Raw genomic sequence first — 19802 nt, forward strand, 5'->3', positions numbered from 1 at the left:
AGCCCTTCGTCTTCCCTCCGTCCGGACCGCGCTATGACACCACCCCGCCAACCCGGTAGTCGGGCGCGCTGTCGCGGGCCTGTCCGACCGCGACCGCCGCGCCTTTCCTCTGCCGAATTCGCCAGCGCCGCCCGTACCGGATAGACTGTCGCCCGATTCCATCCATCGGCCGCGGCGTCCCGCCTCCTGCCGCCGCCGGAACGCCCCTTCCCGGAGAACGAATGCTGAAGCGCCAGTGGTTTTCGCTCGTGCTGCTGACGGTTTGCCTGCTCGGGCAACATGCGTCGGCCCAGTCCACGCTCGAACTCGACACCGACGGCACGGCCCGCGCCGTCTCCCGCCAGACGCTGCTCGCACGCGCCGACGCGGCCGACATCCACGTGCCGCGCGACATCGCATACGGCCGCCCGATGACGTTCCGCGCGGTGCCGTTCGCCGCGCTGCTCGGCGACACGCCGCTGCCGGACGACGGTGTGCTCGAAACGCGCGCGGCCGACGGCTTCGCCGCGCAACTGCCGCTCGATCTCGTGCGCCGCCGCGCGCCGGCCGGCGCGACCCCGTGGCTCGCGATCGAGGATCCGGCCCGTCCGTGGCCGAAACTACCCGGCAAGCAGGTCAGCGCGGGGCCGTTCTATCTCGTCTGGCTCGGCCCGGACGCGTCGTCGGTGCGCGGCGAGCAGTGGCCGTACCAGATCGTGCGCATCACGATCGAATCGTCGCCGCTCGCGCGCTGGCCGTCGCTCGCGGTCGACACCGCATTGCCCGCGAACGATCCGGCCCGTGCGGGCCAGCGGCTGTTCGTCACGCAATGTCTCGCGTGCCACCGCATCGACGGCGCGGGCAGCAGCCACGCCGGCCCCGATCTGAACACGCCGATGAACCCGGTCGACTACTTTCAGCCCGCCGCGCTGCGCCGCTACATCCGCAATCCGGCGTCGGTGCGCGACTGGCCGGGCCGCAGCATGCCGGCGTTTCCGCCCGATCAGCTGAGCGACCGCGAACTCGACCAGATCGTCGCGTATCTCGCGTATAGGGCGCGGCGCAAGGCAGCGAAGTAACGCGGGCGCGCCGCTGCCCGGCCGCGCGCGTCGCGCTTATGCTTCCTGCGCGCTCTGCAACACCGCGCGCAACAGCACGTCGGCGCCGGCCGTCGCCCATTCCGGCGTAATCGCTTCGGCCTCGTTGTGGCTCAGCCCGTCGACGCACGGCACGAAGATCATCCCGGTCGGCGCGACACGCGCGACATAGCATGCGTCATGGCCGGCACCGGACACGATGTCCATGTGCGACAGCCCGAGCGAGCGCGCCGCGTCACGCACCGCATCGATGCAGCGCAGCGCGAACGGCACCGGCGCATACGTGAAGATCTGCTCGACCTGCGCGCCGAGACCGGTTTCGTCGGCCACGCGCGCGAGTTCCGCGCGCAGCGCCGCGTCCAGTTCGTCGAGTACCGCATCGTCGGGGTGACGGAATTCCACCGTGAAGAAGCAGCCGCCCGGCACCGTGTTGCGCGAATTCGGCCGGGCCTCGATCATCCCGACCGTTGCGCGCGCATCCGGTGCGTAACGGCGGCCGAGCACGTCGATGAACGAGATCATCCGCGCCGCGCCGACCAGCGCGTCGCGACGGAACGCCATCGGCGTCGTACCGGCGTGCGCGTCGACCCCGGTGAGCGTCACCTCGTACCAGCGCTGTCCCTGCCCGGCCGTCACGACGCCGATCGTCTTGCCGGCCCGCTCGAGAATCGCGCCCTGCTCGATGTGCAGTTCGTACGCCGCGTGCACCGGATAGCCGCCGACCGGCTCCGCGCCCGCGTAGCCGATCCGTTCGAGCTCCTCGCCGATCGTCCGGCCCGCGCCGTCGGTGCGCGACAGCCCGTAGTCGAGCGTATAGACGCCCGAGAACACGCCGGCCGACACCATCGCCGGCGCGAAGCGCGAGCCTTCCTCGTTGGTCCAGATCACGACGTCGATCGGGCGTCCGGTCTCGATGCCCGCGTCGTTCAGCGCGCGCACGACTTCGAGCCCGCCGAGCACGCCGTAGATGCCGTCGTAGCGGCCGCCGGTCGGCTGCGAATCGGCGTGCGAACCCGTCATCACCGGCGCGGCGTCGGGATGACGGCCCGCGCGGCGCGCGAACACGTTGCCCATCCGATCGACGCGCACCGTGCAGCCGGCGTCGCGCGCCCACTGCACGAACAGGTCGCGCGACTCGCGGTCGAGATCGGTCAGCGCGAGACGGCACACGCCGCCCTTCGGCGTCGCGCCGATCTGCGCCATCCGTTCGAGCGACGCCCACAGGCGTTCGCCGTCGACGCGCGGCACGCTCGCCATATCGGTATCGTCACGCATCGCCGTTCTCCGGCGCGCGTTGCAGCGCATAGCGGAAATCGCAGCGCTTGCCGCCCTGCATGATCGTGCTCGTACGCGTGAGCGCAATGTCCGGCGCATAGCCCTGGATGAAATAGCTGTCGCGCGCGCAGCTCAGCAGGTGCCCGATCTCGCCGAGCCCCATCGCGTGATACATCTGAGCGTAGCTGCAGCGATGCACGTCGTAGTCGTAGTGCGCGTCGTCCGCGCGCCGCACCTCGACGTCGAGCGCATCGTCCTTCTCCCACAGCACCTGCAGCGCGATGAACGACTTCACGCTCGTGCCGTCCGGCTCCTGCGCGGCGAACGTACGGCCCGCGTCGATGGCCGCGCCGCGCACGGCTTCGGCGATTACGGCCTGCGCGCGCTCGGCGCCGAATTCGCGCTTCATGATCTCGTAGATCGGCTTGATGATTTCCGCTTCGATGCGGCGCCGCGCGAGGATCCCGAGGCGCGTGTCCTCGGGAGCGGCGGCGGATGTCGGGTTCGCTTCTGTCATGGGAATCGTCCTGGTTATTGTCGTTTTGTCGTTACCTGGCCGCGGTGCGCGAACCGCCGAGCACGTCGACGACGGCCCACTTGCCGCCTCGCACCTGGTAGATCGTGAAAGCCGGGTCCTTCAGGTTGCCTTCGGCGTCGAACGCGATGCGCCCGGTCACGCCCGGTCGATCGGCCGCACGAACGGCCGCGACCAGCTTCGCCGGCTGCGTCGTACCGGCCTTCTGCGCGGCCGCGATCAGCGTGGCGGCCGCGTCGTACGCGAACGGCGCATGCAATTCGATCGGCGCATGAAAGCGTGCCTGGTATTGCGTGTCGAACGCCTTGCCGCCCGGCATCCGGTCGAGTGGCAGGCCCGGTTCGAGCGCCGTCACGCCGTCGCCGTCCTTGCCCGCGAGCGACAGGAAGGTCTGACTCACGAAACCACCCGCGCCGAGCAGCGGCGCGTTCACGCCGAGCTGGCGCATCCGGCGCGCGATCGGCGCGGCCTGCGCGTCGAGGCCGCCGAAGAACACGAGATCCGCGCGCTTGCCCTTGATCGCGGTCAGCACGCCGCTGAAGTCGGTCGTCTTGTCGTTCACGTACTGGCGATCGACGATCGTGCCGCCGTTCGCCTGCACGCCCTTGATGAACTGATCGGCCAGCCCCGCGCCGAACGACGTGCGATCGTCGATCACCGCGATGCGCTTCGCCTTCAGCGTCTTCACCGCGTACGCACCGGTGAAATGGCCGCCGGCGTCGTCGTGACCCATGATGCGGAACGCCGTCGCGTAGCCCTGCTGCGTGTATTGATGGCCGGTGGACGCCGGCGCGATCTGTGGGATGCCCGCATCGCGGTACACGCGCGACGCCGGCACGCTGCAGCCCGTGTTCCAGTGACCGACGACGCCGATCACGTGCTGGTCGACGAGTTGCTGCGCGACCGCGACGGCCGTGCGCGGGTCGGACTGGTCGTCGGCCGCGACGAGTTTGTAGACGACCGGCTTGCCGCCGATGGTCGGATGCTTCGCGTTCGCGTCGTCGATCGCGAGTTGCGCGCCGTTCTGCAGATCCTTGCCGATCCGCGCGGACGGGCCGGTAAGCGGCGCGGCGAGACCGATCAGGACCGTCTGCGGCGCGGACTGCGCGGACGCGGGAACGGTAGCGACCAGGGCGGCCGCCGAGAAGGCGAGGCTGACGGAGAGGAAAGCGATTTTCATGTGCGGGGATCGGTCGGTTGGATCTGAAACATGAAAAATATTAAATATTCGACATCCAAACCCCAAATACCCAATTGTTGGATGCTTATGCCGTTCCCGACACATTAACGTATCACCCTGTAAATACTGGATATTTTTGTGTTGTCGCTTACCCTGACTTTTCGATAAAATTCGACACATGAAAAATATCGAACAATTGCCGCACGATCCACCGCTGCGTGCGGTGCGTGCGTTCGAAGCGTTTGCGCGTCTCGGGTCGGTCACCGCGGCGGCCAGCGAGCTCGACATCACGCCGTCGGCGGTCAGCCATCAGCTGCAACTGCTCGACGCGTTCATCCAGACGCCGCTGACGGTACGCGAAGGCCGGCTGCTCGCGCTCACCGACGAGGGACGCGACTACTACCGGTCGATCAGCGCAGCGTTCTCGGTGCTGCGCAGCGCGACGCGCTTCGTGCGCGACCGTTCGTCGCTGCGCCAGATCACCGTCAGCCTGATTCCGCTGCTCGGCATCGGCTGGTTCATCCCGCGGCTGCACGCGTTCCTGGCCGACAACACCGATGTCGACGTCACGGTGCTGTACGCGCATCACCGCAATTACCGAAGCGATGCGTCGGACCTGTCGATCCGTTTCGGCACCGGCGACTGGCCCGGCTATCGCTGCGAGCGGCTGCTGCCGGGCGCGATGGTGCCGATGTGCAGCCCGTCGTTCCTGAAGCGTCACGGGCCGTTCCGCACGCCGGCCGATCTCGCGCGCGCGCCGCTCGTGCACGACGAGGATCGCAGCACGTGGGTCAACTGGCTGCAGGGCGCCGGCGTGCGGCACGTGTCGCACGCGGTGGGGCCGATGTTCGAGGATGGGCAGCTCACGCTGAGCGCCGCCCGCGCGGATCTCGGCGCGGCGTTGCTGCGCGCGCCGCTGGTCCAGCGCGAACTGGCGAACGGCGAACTCGTGCAGCTGTTCGATCACGCGCTCGACGACGGGCGCGACTACTACCTGTGCACGCGCGAGGACGCGGACATGCCGGACGGGGCGCGGCGGCTGGCGGCGTGGTTGCGGAAGATGGCGGGGATTTGAGCGGCGCGTGTCCCGCCGACCGAACCGCGAAGCGGTATTCGCTTCGGATCGGCGGCGACCTTGCATTTGCGCAACCGCATATCGATGATGGATGCATCAAGTCATGGAGATTGCAATGCGCACGATCCCGATCGATCTGTCGGATGACCAGCATGCCGCGTTGAGCCTCATCGCAGCGACCAGGAACCGCTCCCGCGCCGAGATCATCGGCGACGCCATCGACGCCTATATCGCGCGACTCGAACACACACTTGTCAACAATGTGTTCGGTCTATGGAAGGGGCGCGAGATCGCCAGCCAGGAGGACCTGCGCTCGGAATGGTGACGACATGTACAGCCGCCCCTGCCCACCCAATGCATCCCCCGCCCGCCCCCGCCAATCAAGGGCCGGAAGCAGATAGAAAATCCCGATGCCCCGGATTGAAACAAGCAATTTCACAAGTTCAGGGTGAACCCGGATACTGGCAACACTCCACTCACCCCTGACGAAAAGGAATTGTCCAGATGCCGATCATCAACACCCAAATCAAGCCGTTCAAGGCAACCGCTTACCACAACGGCGAATTCGTGCCCGTCTCGGAAGAGAACTTCAAGGGCAAGTGGTCCGTCGTCGTGTTCTACCCGGCCGACTTCACGTTCGTCTGCCCGACCGAACTGGGCGACCTCGCCGACCGTTATGCGGAATTCCAGAAGCTGGGTGTCGAAATCTACGGCGTGTCGACCGACACGCACTTCACGCACAAGGCCTGGCACGACACGTCGGACACGATCGGCAAGATCAAGTACCCGATGATCGGCGACCCGACGCTCACGCTGTCGCGCAACTTCGACGTGCTGATCGAGGAAGAAGGGATGGCGCTGCGCGGCACGTTCGTGATCAACCCGGAAGGCGAGATCAAGCTGTGCGAAATCCATGACAACGGCATTGGCCGCGACGCAGGCGAACTGCTGCGCAAGGTCCAGGCCGCGCAATACATCGCCGCTCACCCGGGTGAAGTGTGCCCGGCCAAGTGGACGCCGGGCGCGGAAACGCTGACCCCGTCGCTCGACCTGATCGGCAAGATCTAAGGGGCGCAGCGCGCCTCGCACGAGGCGCGCGACACGCGTCACCACGGGCGGCCTCGCGCGGCCCGCGCCCTCCTCCGGCACGACGTGCCCGACCAGCATCATCAATACGGAATCCGAAACGCCATGCTCGACGCCAATCTCAAGAACCAACTCAAAGCGTACCTCGAAAAGATCACGCGCCCGATCGAACTCGTCGCCTCGCTCGACGACAGCGCGAAATCGCAGGAACTGCTGGCGCTGCTGAACGAGATTGCGTCGCTGACGGATCGCGTGACCGTGGCCGAACGCCGCGACGACGCCGAGCGCAAGCCGTCGTTCTCGATCGGCGAACCCGGCAAGCCGGCCGGCATCCGCTTCGCCGGCATTCCGATGGGCCATGAATTCACGTCGCTCGTGCTCGCGCTGCTGCAGACGGGCGGTCATCCGATCAAGCTCGACGACGACGTGATCGAACAGATTCGCGCGCTCGACGGCGACTACGCATTCGAAACGTATTTCTCGCTGTCGTGCCAGAACTGCCCCGAAGTCGTGCAGGCGCTGAACGTGATGTCGCTGATCAACCCGCGCATCCGCCACGTCGCGATCGACGGCGCGCTGTTCCAGGATGAAGTCGAATCGCGCCAGATCATGGCCGTGCCGACGATGTTCCTGAACGGTGCATCGTTCGGCCAGGGCCGCAGCAGCGTGAAGGAAATCCTCGCGAAGCTCGACACGGGCGCCAGCGAACGCGCGGCGAAGTCGCTCGAAAACAAGCCGGTGTTCGACACGCTGATCGTCGGCGGCGGCCCGGCAGGCGCGGCCGCGGCGATCTACTCGGCACGCAAGGGCATCGCGACGGGTGTCGTGGCCGAGCGTTTCGGCGGCCAGGTGCTGGACACGATGGCGATCGAGAATTTCGTGTCGGTGCAGGAAACCGAAGGGCCGAAGTTCGCGACCGCACTCGAACAGCACGTGAAGCAATACGACGTCGACATCATGGACGTGCAGCGCGCCGACGCGCTGATTCCCGGCGACGTGCACCAGATCCGCCTCGCGAACGGCGCGGTGCTGAAAGCGAAGACGATCGTCCTCGCGACCGGCGCACGCTGGCGCGAAATCAACGTGCCGGGCGAGCGTGAATACCGCAACCGCGGGGTCGCGTACTGCCCGCACTGCGACGGCCCGCTGTTCAAGGGCAAGCGCGTCGCGGTGGTCGGCGGCGGCAACTCGGGCGTCGAGGCCGCGATCGACCTCGCCGGCATCGTGAAGGCAGTCACGCTGATCGAATTCGGCACGCAACTGCGCGCGGACGAGGTGCTGCAGCGCAAGCTGCGCAGCCTGCCGAACGTGACGATCGTCACGCAGGCGCAGACGACCGAGCTGACCGGCGACGGCAGCAAGCTGAACGGGCTCGTGTACAAGGATCTGCGCTCGGGCGACACGCAGCGCATCGAGCTCGAAGGCGTGTTCGTGCAGATCGGCCTCGTGCCGAACACCGAATGGCTGAAAGGCACGGTCGAACTGTCGAAGCACGGCGAGATCGTCGTCGATGCGCGCGGCGCGACGTCGGTGCCGGGCGTGTTCGCGGCCGGCGACGTGACGACGGTGCCGTTCAAGCAGATCGTGATCGCGGTCGGCGAAGGCGCAAAGGCGTCGCTCGGCGCGTTCGACCACCTGATCCGGCAGGACGTGGCCGGGCCCGTGACGACCGCTCAGCCGCAAGCCGAGGAAGCGGTCGCCGCCTGACGGACGTCAGCCCCGACGACATTAAGGTTTGTCTCTCTTGGCCCCGCATGCTTTGGTCGGCGTGCGGGGCGCTTTTTATGCCGAAGGCGTTCGCGGTTACTTGGTCGCGCTCGGGCCGCCGTCCGCCGGCGCAGGCGCCGTCGACTTGAAACTGCTCGACTGCCTGACCAGTTGCTCGGTCATCGCGGCCGCCACCGGATTCGCGCCGGACGACGAACCGCCCTGCCGGTACGAACCGGTGCTCGCCGGCATCGAAGAGATCGACGACATCGACGGCGGCGGCAACGACGGATCGAGCTTCGCCGATTCCCTGACGAGCGCGGCGGTCTCCGGCGTTTCGGATTTCGTCGCGGCCGGCGGCGCGGCGGTGGCGTGGCGTTCGAGGCCGTCGCGCTTGCGCGGCGCGCGCTGCGTGACCTGCGCAGGTGGCATGGACTGAGCGGATTTCGCGGCCGGGGCCGGTGCCGATGGGGTCGAATCCTGCGCATCCACCGTTACGACATTGACCTTCGGCGGCGGCGCAGCGGGCTTCGTCACGAGTTGCGGCTTGTCGCTGACGACCGGGACCGCGGGGGCCGGCGCAGGCGCGGCGGCGACGCGCGCGGTCGGGGCCGGCGCGGGTGTTGGTGCGGCGGGTGCTGTGGGTGCCGCGACAGCCGCCTGTTTCGGTACTGTCGCAGCAGCCGGCGCCGGCGGCGCGATCGCGCCCTGCACCGCGTGATCGCTGCCCGCGGACGCCGCGGCAACGGGTGCGGCCGAATCGGCGATGCCGGCGTCTTCGATCGCACGGTGGTCCGCGCGCAGGAGCATCACGTACGCGGTGCCGGCCGCGGCGACCAGGAGCCCGCCGGCGATCATCATGGTTTTACGGGTACTCGTCATGCTTGCTCACCGACCTATCGATGTGAACAAGCCATCATACGCGGCCAATGCACGTTGATCTCGCACGAATACATTTGGTTGCATTGACGGCGGCGCAAGGCCGTCGGCCCGTGCGAGGCCGCGCTATCGTCAGACGGAAAGCAACCGCCCACTCTCGCCCGTCGTCAGATCCAGAAAATCGCGACCGCGATCCCGCCGAACAGCAGCCACTTGACGATGTAGTACACGGTGCGATTCCACGCCTTCAGCCGCTTGCCGGCGCGGCGAATCGCATACAGGTACCGGAACGCGCGATTGAGCCCGCCCGTGCGATCGCCGGTTTCGTTCGGCGATGCGGCCGCGCGCATCAGCAGTTGCCCGACCGCATCGTTGACGCGCTGCGCCCAGCGATATTTCATCGGGCGCGCGACGTCGCAGAACAGGATCACGCGATCGTGCGCGGTGCGGTTTTCGGCCCAGTGCAGGTACGTCTCGTCGAACATCACGGCGTCGCCGTCGCGCCACGCGTACGCTTCGCCGTCGACGACGATCCGGCACGCATCGTCGTTCGGCGTATCGAGCCCGAGGTGATAGCGCAGCGAGCCCGCATACGGATCGCGATGCAGGCCGAGCTTCCCGCCCGGCGGCAACTGCGCGAACATCGCCGCCTTGATCGACGGCATCCGCGACAGGATCTCGACCGAGCGCGGACACAACGCCTGCGCGGACGGATGCGGCGCGTCGTACCACTTCAGGTAGAACCGCTTCCAGCCGCGGCGAAAAAACGAATTGAAGCCGATGTCGTTGTACTCGCCCGACGCCTTGATCCGGCTCGCGTCGCGCAACGCGAGCGCTTCGCGGCGAAACGTGCGCCATTCGCGCTGCAGCACCGCGAGCTCCGGAAAATGATCGGTGTCGAGAAACGGCGTGGTCGGCACCGACGAGAACGCGTACGAAAAGCAGTTCAGCGGTGCGGTAAAGGTCGAGTGGTCGGATAGTTGCCTGAACAACCGGTGCCGAACCTTGCCGCGCCGATGCGTGTACGCGACGCACACAATGAACACGATCAACAGGACCCAGCGCATCGATATTTCCCCCGTAGCTCTTTCGAAGAAATTCTAGAGACGGGGAAAATTTCCTGCTCTGACGGTGCAGTCGTGCGGTGTACGTCTTACAACGCGGCGAGATAGCCGACCGATCCGTGCCGAAACGCCCGCGTATACGGGCTTTTCCGGCAATCTGCATGCATGCGCGGCAGGCTACCGACGCACGCACCCGCGGCGATTATTCCGGAAACGGCAAATCAGTTTGTCCGTCTGCGCGCATACCGAACGTGTTGAGCGTCATCGCGACGAGCGCGTAATAGCCGAGCAGCGCGACGAGATTCACCACGGTCTCGTGGCCGAAGCGCGCCTGCGCACGCGCGAACGTCGCATCGCTCACGCGCTTCGTGTCGTACAGCTCGGTGGCAAACGCATGGATCAGCGCGTCGTCGTCCGATTCGAATGCGGGCGCGACGCCCAGCCGGATCGCGTCGGCCGTCGCGGCCGGCACGCCGGCCTCGAGCGCGATCGGATGATGGATGTGCCACTCGGCCTGCGAGCGCCAGCGCGCGGCCGTCACTAGAATCGCGAGTTCCGACAGGCGCAGCGGCAGCCCGGTGCGATAGCGGCAGAACGCGCCGAGCTTCTGCGCGTGCTGGGCCAGTTCGGGGCTCGCGATCCAGCCGAGGAACGGCCCGTTCAGATTGCCGCGCGGGCCGCTGAGAATGTCGGCGAGCACGGCCTTCTGTTCGTCGGTGGCCGACGCCGGATCGAAAGGAGGCAGTCTGTCTGTCATGGTGAGGAATCATTGAGGTCGGGGTTTACGCGCCGGCCGACGCGAGCGCCGCGCCGATCGCGCCGGACAGCCGCTCGACGATCGTGTCGATCTGCTGCGCGGTACAGACGAACGGCGGCGCGATCAGGATGTGATCGCCGTGCACGCCGTCGATCGTGCCACCCATCGGATACACCATCAACCCGCGCTGCATCGCTTCGCGCTTGACCGCCGCATGCAGCTTCAGCGCGGGGTCGAACGTCGCCTTGGTGTCGCGATCGCGCACGAGTTCGACGCCGACGAACAACCCGCGACCACGCACGTCGCCGACATGCGGATGCGCGCCGTAGTGCTCGCGCAACGACGCACGCAACTGCTCGCCGCGCGCCTTCACGTTGTCGAGCAACTTCTCTTCCGCAATCACGCGCTGCACTTCGAGCGCGGCCGCGCACGCGGTCGCGTGGCCGAGGTACGTGTGACCATGCTGGAAGAAGCCGGAGCCGTCGACGATCGTGCGATAGATGCGGTCGCTGACGAGCGTCGCCCCGATCGGCTGGTAGCCCGCGCCGAGCCCTTTTGCAATCGTCAGCAGATCGGGCGCGACACCGTCTTCGTCGCACGCATACAGGTAACCCGTGCGCCCCATCCCCGACATGATCTCGTCGAGGATCAGCAGCACGCCGTACTTGTCGCACACCGCGCGAATCTTCTTCAGGTACGTGCGCACCGGCGGCACCGCGCCGGCCGTCGCGCCGACCACCGTTTCCGCGACGAACGCCGCGACGTTTTCCGCGCCGAGTTCGACGATCTTCCGTTCGAGCTCGTCGGCGAGGCGCTGCGCGTACGCTTCGTCGGTTTCACCAGCCTGCTGGTCGCGGTACGCATAGCACGGGCTCACGTGGTGCGCTTCGATCAGCAGCGGCAGGAACGGCTCGCGCCGCCATGCGTTGCCGCCGATCGCGAGCGCACCGAGCGTATTGCCGTGATAGCTCTGGCGCCGGGCGATGAAATGACGGCGCTGCGGCTCGCCCTTCTCGACGAAATACTGGCGCGCGAGCTTCAGCGCGGCCTCGATCGCCTCGGAGCCGCCCGACACGAAATACACGTGGTCGAGCCCGGCCGGCGCGGCGTCGACGAGCCGGTCGGCCAGTTCCTCGGCCACTTCCGTCGTGAAGAACGACGTATGCGCGTAGGGCAATTGCTGCACCTGCCGCTTGATCGCGTCGATCACGCGCTGGTTGCTGTGACCGAGACACGATACGGCCGCGCCGCCGCACGCGTCGATATAGCGTTTGCCGGTCGAATCGATGATCTCGATGCCGTCGCCTGCGACGGCAACGGGCAAGGTGGCGCGCGGGGCGCGATGGAAAACGGTCGTCATGCGTGGCCTCATGGATCAGGATGTGTGCGGCGCGTGCGCGGACGGCCACCCGACGCCAGCCGCGATCCCGTCCAGTTCCGCGACGAGACCGCGGTATGCGGCGAGCGCAGCCTGCCGCAGCGCATCGACGAACGGACGGCCGCGCCGGCGGCGCACGGCCTGCCATGCGTCGCTCTACTGCATGTACGCGTCGCATACCGGGCGGGCGAGCTCGCCCAGGCGCACGCGGATGTCGTGCAATAGGATCAATTCGGCCGCCATGCAGCGTGCGCCCGATTGGCCGGCCCCGTCAAACGATGTCGGGACGCACGCGGCCAGACGTTCGCAACGCACGATGACGAATTAGACAATGACGCAACATATGTTGTCAATAGCCCGCGATCGACAACACCGGATGCGGCCGGCACACCGCGCGGTCACGCCGCGACCCCGCTCGCCTGATGCGACACGAGCCGCGCATACACGCCCTGCCGCGCCATCAGCTCCCCGTGGCGGCCGGCCTCGATCACCGCGCCCTGCTCGATCACGAGGATCAGGTCGGCATGGCGCACGGTCGACAGGCGGTGCGCGATGATGATCGACGTGCGTTGCGTCATCAGGCCCTCCAGCGCCGCGCGGATCTGCTGTTCGCTGATCGTGTCGAGGTGCGACGTCGCCTCGTCGAGGATCAGCACCGGCGCATCCTTCAGGAACGCGCGCGCGATCGCCACGCGCTGACGCTGGCCGCCCGACAACTGCACGCCGCGCTCGCCGACGCGCGTCGCGAGCCCGTCCGGCAGCCGCGCGACGAAGTCGCCGAGCGCCGCGTGGTCGATCGCGCGCCGCACGTCCGCGTCGGACGCGTCGCTCGCCGCGAGCCGGATGTTCGCTTCGAGCGTGTCGTTGAACAGGTAGGTATCCTGCGCAACGAGCGCGATGTGCTGCCGCAGATCGTCGAGCCGCAGGTCGCGCAGGTCGACGCCGCCGAGCGTCACGCGGCCCTGCTGCGGATCCCAGAAGCGCAGCAGCAGACTCGCGATCGTCGACTTGCCGGCGCCCGATGCGCCGACCAGCGCGACCGTGCTGCCGGCCGGCACCTCGAAGCTCACGCGGTCGATCGCGGGCACGCTGCGCCCCGGATACGTGAACGACGCCGCGTCGAACCGCACCGCCGAATTGCCCGGCATCGCGTGCGCGCCGTCCGTCACCGTCACGGGTTCCTTCTCCAGCGCGCGCAAGCGGCGCGTCGACGCGATCGTGTCGGCAAGCTGACGCGCGACCTGGCCGATCTCGGCCACCGGCATGAACGCGGCCACCGCGACCAGCACCAGCAGCGGCAGCGACTCGCGCGGAAACCCGCCGCGTGCGCACCACCACGCACCGAGCGCCGCGACGGCCAGCCCGCCGAGCCCGCTCGCGACTTCCAGCGCGGCGCTTTGCATCGACAGATCGTCGAGCAGCTTCGCGCGCTGCCGGCGGTACGCATCGACTTCGACCACGAACGCCGCGCGCCGGCGCGCGATCGCCTGGAACGCGGTGAGTTCCGCGAGCCCCTGGATCGTTTCGGTCAGATGCGCGCCGAGCTGGCCGAGCGCGTCGCGCGCGCCGGTGCCGAGCCGGTCGACGTCGCGCCGGGCCAGCACGGGCGCGAGCCCGGCCCACAGCAGGAACGGCAGCAGCACCAGCGCGAGCGGCCACGCGACCGACGCGAGCAACACCAGCACCCCGGCCGGCACGAGCACCGCGACGAACGCGGGTGCGAGCGTATGCGCGTAGAAATACTCGACGGTCTCGACGTCCTGCGTCGCGAGCGCCACGAGATCGCCGGAGCGGCGGCGCAGCAGCCCGGCCGGCGCGAGCCGTTCGAGCGTCGCGAACAGCGCGATGCGCATTTCCGCGAGCAGCCGGTACGCCATGTCGTGTGCGAGCCACGATTCGAGCCAGTGCAGCACGGCCGCGACCGGCGCGATCACGAGCAGCGCGGCCACCAGCCCGGTGCCGACATGGCCGGTCGGCACCGCGCCGACCACCCATGCGCCGATCACACCCACACCGATGAACGCGAGCACGCGGCCGATCCCGAACAGCACGGTGAGCACGACCTTGCCCTTCCACGGACGCACGAAGCGCAGCAGCGTCTGCAACGTCTCCGGCCAGCCGATGGTCGCCGCGTCGTCGTTCAGCGGCCGCACCTGCGGGCCCGACGACGCGCGCGCGGTCGCGCCGGCCGCCGCCGCCGCGCCGACGGTTTCGGCGACCGCTTCCAGCTGCGGCCCCATCAGCCGTCGATACGGGCCGTCGCGCGCGATCAGCGCCGCATGCGTCCCTTCGTCGACGACCTGCCCCTGGTCGAGCACCAGGATGCGATCGGCGCCGATCACGCTGGACAGCCGGTGCGCGAGCACGAGCGTCGTCCGCCCGCGCGTGAGCCGGTCGAGCGCCTGCTGGATCAGTGCTTCGTTCTCCGCATCGACCGACGACAGCGCCTCGTCGAGCAACAGGATCGGCGCGTCGCGCAGCAGCGCGCGGGCAATCGCGATCCGCTGGCGCTGGCCGCCCGACAGCATCAGCCCGCGTTCGCCGATGCGCGTCGCATAGCCGTCGGGCAGCGACGAAATGAAATCGTGCGCGTTGGCCGCGCGCGCGGCGGCGATCATGTCCGCGTCGCTCGCGTCCGGGCGGCCGAGCCGCAGGTTGTCGGCGACGCTGCCGTCGAACAGCGTCGCATCCTGCGCGACGACCGCGATCATCTCGCGCACCTGGTCGGCATCGAGCGTGCGCACGTCGTGGCCGCCGATCCGGACCGCACCGCCCTGCGCGTCGTGCTGGCGCAGCAGCAGCCGCACGATGGTCGACTTGCCGGCCCCGCTCGGCCCGACGATCGCGACCGTCTCGCCCTCGCGCACCGTGAAGCTCAGCGCCGCATGCGCGTCCGCGCGGCGCCCCGGATACGCGAAGCTGACGTCGTCGAACACGATCTCCGGCCGCAGGCCCGCTACGCGCGGCGCGTCGACGGAACGCGCATGATCGCCCGCGTCGAGCAGCGCATGGACCGCATTCGCCGCCGACTGGCCGATCATCCCCTGATGCAGCACCGCGCGCAGGTCGCGCAGCGGCCGGAAGATCTCGCTGCCGGCCATCAGCACGATCAGCAGCGCTTCGAGGCTCATGTCGCCGTGCTGCACGCGCCACGCGCCCACCGCGATCGCCGCGGCCGCGCCGAGGCCGGTGCCGAGATCCGTGAAGAGCCGCGTCAGCAGCCCGAGCGCGAGCACCCAGAACGTGCTGTCCGACAGCGCGCGCGCCTTCGCGGCCAGCTTCGCGCCGAACGCGGTGCTCTGCCCGAACGCCTTCAGCGTCGGCAGGCCCTGCACCGCGTCGAGAAACTCCTCGCCGAACGCCTTGAACGCGGTCGAACGCGCGAGCGCCGCGCGCTTGTCGGCGCGATGCACGAGTTGCGGCAGCGCGAGCGTGACGAGCGCCGCGACCAGCAGGATCGCGGCCGTCGGCACATCCCACCACGCGAGCACCGCGAAGATCATGACCGGCGCGCACGCGGCGATCACGAGCTGCGGCAGGTAGACGCCGAAGAAGGTCTGCAACTGCTCGACGCCGTCGACGACGGCCAGCATCACGCCGCCCGTGCGTTCGCCGCTGAACCACGCGGGGCCGAGCGCGGCGATCCGGTCGAACAGCCGCGCGCGCAGCGTCGCCTGCACGCGGCCCGCCGTCTGCTGCGCGAGCACCGTGCGGCGATGGTCGAGCCATGCGCGCAGCAGCACGCAAGCCGCCGTTGCGGCGACGGCCTCACCGATGCCGCGCGCCGGCGCGCCGGAAAACACCAGCGCCAGCACGCGGCCGAGAAACACGAAGCGCAGGATGCCGACACCCATCGCGAGCAGCCCGAGCGCGACGGCAGCCGCCACGCGCCAGCGCAGTCCCGCCATCATTGCCCATAGTCGTCGGTCGAAATACATGCAGCCCTCCGGTCGGTGTTTCGTTGCGTTTTTATGGACCGGATCGAGGCTACCCGCGCCGCTCGCGCGCGGCAAAAGATGATTTTTCAACGGGTGTTGAGTCAACTACAATACCCCGCATGTCGCACCTTCCTCCCCTCAGCGCGCTGCGTGCTTTCGAGGCGGCCGTCCGCCTCGGCGGGTTCGCGCGCGCGGCGGCCGAGCTGAACGTGTCGACCAGCGCGGTCAGCCACCAGATCCGTTCGCTGGAGGAATCGCTCGGCGCGCGGCTGCTCGAACGCAGCACGGGGCTCGGCGGCATCGGCCTCACGCCGGCCGGCGCGCGGCTGCTGCCGGCGGTCGACGATGCGCTGTCGCGTCTGACCGACGCGTGCGCCGAGATTCGCGGCACCGCACAACGGCTCACCGTGTCCGCCAACGCGCCGTTTTCGTCGATGTGGCTCGCGCGCCGTCTCGCGGAATTCTCGTCGCTGCATCCCGACACCCCGCTGCATGCGGTCGTGCTCGACGACGAGCCGGATTTCGCGCGCAGCAGCGTCGATCTGGCGATCGTGCACGTGCCCGTGCATCGGCTGCGCGCAGACGACGACGTGCTGATCCGGGAAACCGTGTTTCCGGTCTGCAGCCCCGAACTGTTTCCGTACGCATCGGAGCACGTCTGCCGCTCGCGGCTGCTGCAGGAGATGCACGAGGACAGCCCCGAGATCGACTGGCGCAACTGGGCCGTGCACTTCGGCTTGCCGGACGACTTCGACACGAAGATCGTCCGCTACAGCAGCTTCAGCCAGGTGATCGGCGCGGCCGTCGGCGGCGCGGGCATCGCGCTCGGCCGCGTGCCGCTGATCGAGCCCGAACTGCGCAGCGGGCGCCTGGTGCCGCTGGTGCCGGGTCTCGCACGCGATGCGTCATGGCGCTTCGTGCTGCGCCGCCATCCGTCGACGCGGCACCGGCTGCTCGATCCGTTGATCGCGTTCCTGCGCAGCGAAGCGGCCGCGCCGCCGTTCGTGTCGAAGATCGTTGCGCCCGCATCCAATGACCGTCACGCACGGGACGCGGGCCGCGCCTGAGGAGCCGGCCTGCAAGGCCGGCGGCGCGTTGCCGGTGGGCGGCCGCTTACGGCGTCGCGAAGAACAGCCCGACGACGCACGCCATCCCGCCGAACCATACGAGCGAACGCAGCGACGCCCAGTTCAGCAGGTACATCAGCGCATAGACGACGCGGATCGCGACGAACGCGATCGCGAGCTGGTCGACGCGATGCACGTTCGCGCCGTTGTGCCACGCCACCAGCAGCGCGACCGCGAACAGCGCGAGCGCTTCCCATGAATTCTGATGCGCGGCCTGCGCGCGGGCGCGCCAGCCTTCGAGCTTCGCCAGGTAGTCGCGCGGCGTACGGTTGTCGTAACCCTTGCGGGCCTTGGCGAGAAACGTCATCGGGAACGGCAACAGCGCCACGATGAACAGGCACAGCTGGGACGTCGTCATCAAAGTCTCCTCCGTTATGATTACATTGATCAATGACAAGATCGCCGAGAGCTTAGCATTGCGCCGTGCCGTTCGCGCACGGGTTTTCTAGACGGGAGACTCGGCCGCACACGCCGCGGATGACGGCGCCCGGCCCGCGCCGCCGCCAAAATTTCCACCAAATCATCGACAAATACGTTAATTAAAACTGGTCGAACACCCATAACATAGCGCTCAACACTGGCTTGACGCGCCCCGCGCGCGGCCAGCCCCGGCCAGCCCTTTTCCCCCCGCGCTACCCTGCGCCGAACGACATCCGACCCGAGCCCTTGCCATGCCCCGTCCCATCGTCGCCCATATCCGCCCCGACGCCGTTCGCCACAACCTCGATTTCATCCGCCGCACCGTCGCGCCATCGCGCGTGTGGGCCGTGATCAAGGCCAACGCGTACGGCCACGGCATCGAACGGATCTACCCGGGCCTCGCGGCCGCCGACGGCATCGCGCTGCTCGATCTCGACGAAGCCGTGCGCGTGCGCGAGCTCGGCTGGGACAAGCCCGTGCTGCTGCTCGAAGGCGTCTTCGAACCGGCCGACGTCGAGCTGGCCGATCGCCATCGGCTGACGGTCGCCGTGCACTGCGACGAACAGCTCGACCTGCTGATCGCCGCGAAGCCGCGGCAGCCGATCGACATCCAGTTGAAGATGAATTCCGGCATGAACCGGCTCGGCTACCGGCCGGCCGTGTTCCGCGCCGCGTGGGAACGCGCGGCGAGCGCGCCGTCGATCGGCAAGATCACGCTGATGATGCATTTCGCGAACGCCGACGAAGGCGAAGTCGATTGGCAGCTCGACCAGTTCGACGCGACCACGGCCGGGATTCCGGGCGAGCGCTCAGTGTCGAATTCGGCGGCCGTGCTGTGGCATCCGCGCGCGCACCGCGACTGGGTGCGGCCCGGCACGATCCTGTACGGTGCGTCGCCGACCGGCGCGGCGCGGGATATCGCCGACACGCCGCTGACGGCCGCGATGACGCTGACCAGCAAGATCATCGGCGTGCAGACGCTCGCGCCCGACGAAACGGTCGGCTACGGCCGCCGCTTCACGGCCGACCGGCCGATGCGGATCGGCGTCGTCGCGTGCGGCTACGCGGACGGCTATCCGCGCCACGCGCCGACCGGCACGCCGATCGCGGTGGACGGCGTGATGACGCGCGTCGTCGGCCGCGTGTCGATGGACATGCTGACGGTCGACCTGACGCCGTGCCCGAACGCGGGCATCGGCTCGAGCGTCGAGCTGTGGGGCGACCAGGTGAAGGTGGACGACGTCGCGGAAGCCAGCGGCACGATCGGCTACGAGCTGATGTGCGCGCTCGCGCGCCGCGTGCCGGTCGTGATCGTGCCGCCCGGCGCGTCGACCGTGCAGCCGGCGCTGCGCACGGGGAGCTACGGACGCTGACCGGAGGCGCTGCGGCGACGCGCCACGTCGTAGCGCGTTGCACCCACCGTCGGGGAGACAACGCGGTCCCTGCCCACCTCCGTCACCGCATCACGAACGCCACGTCGGCTTGCGCTTCTCGAGGAATGCGTCGATCCCCTCGCCCGCATCCTCTTCCATCATGTTGCGCGCCATCGCGTCGCCCGCGTACGCATACGCTTCGTCGAGCGGCAACTCGCGCTGACGATAGAACATCTGCTTGCCGACCCGCACCGCGGCCGGACTCTTCGCGACGATCTCCGCGACCTTGCGCGCGACGGCCGCATCGAGCGCGTCCTCGGGCACGGCTTCGTTGACGAGCCCCCACGCGGCGGCCGTCGCCGCATCGACGAAACGGCCGGTCACCAGCATGTCGAACGCGCGCTTGGCCGCGACGTTGCGGCTCAACGCGACGGCCGGCGTCGAGCAGAACAGCCCGACATTGATGCCCGACACCGCGAAGCGCGCGGTATCGGCCGCGATCGCGAGGTCGCATGCCGCGACGAGCTGGCAGCCGGCCGCCGTCGCGATGCCATGCACGCGCGCGATCACCGGCACCGGCAACGCGCGCATCGCGAGCATCACGCGGCTGCACTGCGCGAACAGCGTGCGGTAGTAGTCGAGTTCGGGCTTGCCGCGCATCTGCCGCAAGTCGTGGCCGGCGCAGAACGCCTTGCCTTCGGCCGCCAGCACGACGCAGCGCACGTGCGGATCGGCGGCCAGCGTATCGAAGGCATCGTGCAAAGCCGAGAGCATCGCTTCGGACAACGCGTTGAACTGCTGCGGGCGATTCAGGCGCAGCGTGACGACGCCGTCGTGCGCGTCGCGCAGCAGGATCGGCTCGGCTGTCTCGTGAATGGGTTCCATGGTGTTCCGCTTGACGGGTTCGGCAGGTTTCGATGCAGCGCGACCGG

The 19802-nt window shown here is 68.5% G+C and carries 17 protein-coding genes and 1 pseudogene; 7 read left to right on the plus strand and 11 right to left on the minus strand.

The genetic code is table 11. The features are described 5' to 3' along the window. Nucleotides 1-221 precede the first annotated feature (221 nt). Complete coding sequence (locus KR541_RS28385) at nt 222-1058, plus strand: c-type cytochrome (protein ID WP_050018018.1); 837 nt, start codon at nt 222-224, stop codon at nt 1056-1058. A 36-nt stretch (nt 1059-1094) separates the two neighbouring features. Here the strand turns inward: KR541_RS28385 and KR541_RS28390 are convergent, their stop codons facing one another. From KR541_RS28390 to KR541_RS28400, 3 genes are read right to left on the minus strand one after another with little or no spacing between them, the layout of a single operon-like run. Next, nucleotides 1095-2351: a Zn-dependent hydrolase gene (locus KR541_RS28390; protein ID WP_216089945.1), complete on the minus strand. Its 1257-nt coding sequence runs from the start codon at nt 2349-2351 to the stop codon at nt 1095-1097. After that, entirely contained in the window at nt 2344-2868 is a 525-nt protein-coding gene (locus KR541_RS28395; protein ID WP_124630448.1) for an L-2-amino-thiazoline-4-carboxylic acid hydrolase, read from the minus strand. The genes KR541_RS28390 and KR541_RS28395 overlap by 8 nt, the downstream gene beginning before the upstream one ends. 31 nt (nt 2869-2899) lie before the next feature. Next, nucleotides 2900-4066 carry a branched-chain amino acid ABC transporter substrate-binding protein gene (locus KR541_RS28400; RefSeq protein WP_176015364.1) on the minus strand — a complete coding sequence of 389 codons (1167 nt, stop codon included), beginning with the start codon at nt 4064-4066 and terminating at the stop codon, nt 2900-2902. A gap of 178 nt (nt 4067-4244) precedes the next feature. On the opposite strand from KR541_RS28400, the gene KR541_RS28405 reads away from it, so the two are divergent. From KR541_RS28405 to ahpF, 4 genes are all read left to right on the plus strand, one after another. Beyond that, nucleotides 4245-5141 (plus strand): LysR substrate-binding domain-containing protein, encoded by an 897-nt coding sequence (locus KR541_RS28405; RefSeq protein ID WP_050018014.1) that lies wholly within the window; start codon nt 4245-4247, stop codon nt 5139-5141. A 115-nt stretch (nt 5142-5256) separates the two neighbouring features. Next, nucleotides 5257-5466 carry a CopG family ribbon-helix-helix protein gene (locus tag KR541_RS28410; protein ID WP_050018032.1) on the plus strand — a complete coding sequence of 70 codons (210 nt, stop codon included), beginning with the start codon at nt 5257-5259 and terminating at the stop codon, nt 5464-5466. A 179-nt stretch (nt 5467-5645) separates the two neighbouring features. After that, a complete protein-coding gene (gene ahpC, locus KR541_RS28415) occupies nt 5646-6209 on the plus strand; it encodes an alkyl hydroperoxide reductase subunit C (RefSeq protein WP_034179823.1) in 564 nt (187 codons plus the stop codon). Between the two features lie 123 nt (nt 6210-6332). After that, nucleotides 6333-7934, plus strand: coding sequence for an alkyl hydroperoxide reductase subunit F (gene ahpF, locus KR541_RS28420; protein WP_216089946.1), 1602 nt, complete (start codon nt 6333-6335; stop codon nt 7932-7934). Nucleotides 7935-8030: 96 nt separating this feature from the next. Here the strand turns inward: ahpF and KR541_RS28425 are convergent, their stop codons facing one another. The 6 genes and pseudogenes from KR541_RS28425 to KR541_RS28445 form a co-directional block, all read right to left on the minus strand. Beyond that, nucleotides 8031-8816: an extensin gene (locus tag KR541_RS28425; RefSeq protein WP_216089947.1), complete on the minus strand. Its 786-nt coding sequence runs from the start codon at nt 8814-8816 to the stop codon at nt 8031-8033. A gap of 164 nt (nt 8817-8980) precedes the next feature. Then, entirely contained in the window at nt 8981-9880 is a 900-nt protein-coding gene (lpxO, locus tag KR541_RS28430) for a lipid A hydroxylase LpxO (RefSeq protein ID WP_050018011.1), read from the minus strand. A gap of 199 nt (nt 9881-10079) precedes the next feature. Then, nucleotides 10080-10634 carry a carboxymuconolactone decarboxylase family protein gene (locus tag KR541_RS28435; RefSeq protein WP_050013780.1) on the minus strand — a complete coding sequence of 185 codons (555 nt, stop codon included), beginning with the start codon at nt 10632-10634 and terminating at the stop codon, nt 10080-10082. Nucleotides 10635-10659: 25 nt separating this feature from the next. Continuing rightward, on the minus strand, nt 10660-11994 hold the full coding sequence (locus tag KR541_RS28440) for an aspartate aminotransferase family protein (RefSeq protein WP_050013779.1): 1335 nt from the start codon (nt 11992-11994) through the stop codon (nt 10660-10662). Nucleotides 11995-12039: 45 nt separating this feature from the next. Then, a pseudogene (locus KR541_RS36810) lies at nt 12040-12255 on the minus strand (hypothetical protein); the annotation flags it as partial. Between the two features lie 155 nt (nt 12256-12410). Continuing rightward, nucleotides 12411-15950 (minus strand): ABC transporter ATP-binding protein/permease, encoded by a 3540-nt coding sequence (locus KR541_RS28445; RefSeq protein WP_216089948.1) that lies wholly within the window; start codon nt 15948-15950, stop codon nt 12411-12413. Between the two features lie 119 nt (nt 15951-16069). Here KR541_RS28445 and KR541_RS28450 point away from each other — a divergent pair, with 119 nt between their 5' ends. Further along, the gene (locus KR541_RS28450) at nt 16070-17017 is read left to right on the plus strand and encodes a LysR family transcriptional regulator (protein ID WP_124630451.1); all 948 of its coding nucleotides are present in this window, start codon (nt 16070-16072) and stop codon (nt 17015-17017) included. Nucleotides 17018-17063: 46 nt separating this feature from the next. On the opposite strand, the gene KR541_RS28455 is transcribed toward KR541_RS28450, so the two are convergent. Next, a complete protein-coding gene (locus KR541_RS28455; RefSeq protein ID WP_050013776.1) occupies nt 17064-17435 on the minus strand; it encodes an MAPEG family protein in 372 nt (123 codons plus the stop codon). Nucleotides 17436-17748: 313 nt separating this feature from the next. Between KR541_RS28455 and alr the strand changes: the two genes are divergently transcribed. Beyond that, complete coding sequence (alr, locus tag KR541_RS28460; RefSeq protein WP_050013775.1) at nt 17749-18870, plus strand: alanine racemase; 1122 nt, start codon at nt 17749-17751, stop codon at nt 18868-18870. A 90-nt stretch (nt 18871-18960) separates the two neighbouring features. Here the strand turns inward: alr and KR541_RS28465 are convergent, their stop codons facing one another. Beyond that, nucleotides 18961-19755: an enoyl-CoA hydratase gene (locus KR541_RS28465; protein WP_050013774.1), complete on the minus strand. Its 795-nt coding sequence runs from the start codon at nt 19753-19755 to the stop codon at nt 18961-18963. Nucleotides 19756-19802: the final 47 nt, after the last annotated feature.

Origin of the sequence: Burkholderia sola, from assembly GCF_905400185.1 — a bacterium.
Lineage (GTDB): Bacteria > Pseudomonadota > Gammaproteobacteria > Burkholderiales > Burkholderiaceae > Burkholderia > Burkholderia sola.

What these genes read in the sequence shown, in the direction of transcription:
- KR541_RS28385 (WP_050018018.1), top strand. Translation starts at nt 222, where the DNA reads ATGCTGAAGCGCCAGTGGTTTTCGCTCGTGCTGCTGACGGTTTGCCTG.
- KR541_RS28390 (WP_216089945.1), bottom strand. Translation starts at nt 2,351, where the DNA reads ATGCGTGACGATACCGATATGGCGAGCGTGCCGCGCGTCGACGGCGAA.
- KR541_RS28395 (WP_124630448.1), bottom strand. Translation starts at nt 2,868, where the DNA reads ATGACAGAAGCGAACCCGACATCCGCCGCCGCTCCCGAGGACACGCGC.
- KR541_RS28400 (WP_176015364.1), bottom strand. Translation starts at nt 4,066, where the DNA reads ATGAAAATCGCTTTCCTCTCCGTCAGCCTCGCCTTCTCGGCGGCCGCC.
- KR541_RS28405 (WP_050018014.1), top strand. Translation starts at nt 4,245, where the DNA reads ATGAAAAATATCGAACAATTGCCGCACGATCCACCGCTGCGTGCGGTG.
- KR541_RS28410 (WP_050018032.1), top strand. Translation starts at nt 5,257, where the DNA reads ATGCGCACGATCCCGATCGATCTGTCGGATGACCAGCATGCCGCGTTG.
- ahpC (WP_034179823.1), top strand. Translation starts at nt 5,646, where the DNA reads ATGCCGATCATCAACACCCAAATCAAGCCGTTCAAGGCAACCGCTTAC.
- ahpF (WP_216089946.1), top strand. Translation starts at nt 6,333, where the DNA reads ATGCTCGACGCCAATCTCAAGAACCAACTCAAAGCGTACCTCGAAAAG.
- KR541_RS28425 (WP_216089947.1), bottom strand. Translation starts at nt 8,816, where the DNA reads ATGACGAGTACCCGTAAAACCATGATGATCGCCGGCGGGCTCCTGGTC.
- lpxO (WP_050018011.1), bottom strand. Translation starts at nt 9,880, where the DNA reads ATGCGCTGGGTCCTGTTGATCGTGTTCATTGTGTGCGTCGCGTACACG.
- KR541_RS28435 (WP_050013780.1), bottom strand. Translation starts at nt 10,634, where the DNA reads ATGACAGACAGACTGCCTCCTTTCGATCCGGCGTCGGCCACCGACGAA.
- KR541_RS28440 (WP_050013779.1), bottom strand. Translation starts at nt 11,994, where the DNA reads ATGACGACCGTTTTCCATCGCGCCCCGCGCGCCACCTTGCCCGTTGCC.
- KR541_RS28445 (WP_216089948.1), bottom strand. Translation starts at nt 15,950, where the DNA reads ATGTATTTCGACCGACGACTATGGGCAATGATGGCGGGACTGCGCTGG.
- KR541_RS28450 (WP_124630451.1), top strand. Translation starts at nt 16,070, where the DNA reads ATGTCGCACCTTCCTCCCCTCAGCGCGCTGCGTGCTTTCGAGGCGGCC.
- KR541_RS28455 (WP_050013776.1), bottom strand. Translation starts at nt 17,435, where the DNA reads ATGACGACGTCCCAGCTGTGCCTGTTCATCGTGGCGCTGTTGCCGTTC.
- alr (WP_050013775.1), top strand. Translation starts at nt 17,749, where the DNA reads ATGCCCCGTCCCATCGTCGCCCATATCCGCCCCGACGCCGTTCGCCAC.
- KR541_RS28465 (WP_050013774.1), bottom strand. Translation starts at nt 19,755, where the DNA reads ATGGAACCCATTCACGAGACAGCCGAGCCGATCCTGCTGCGCGACGCG.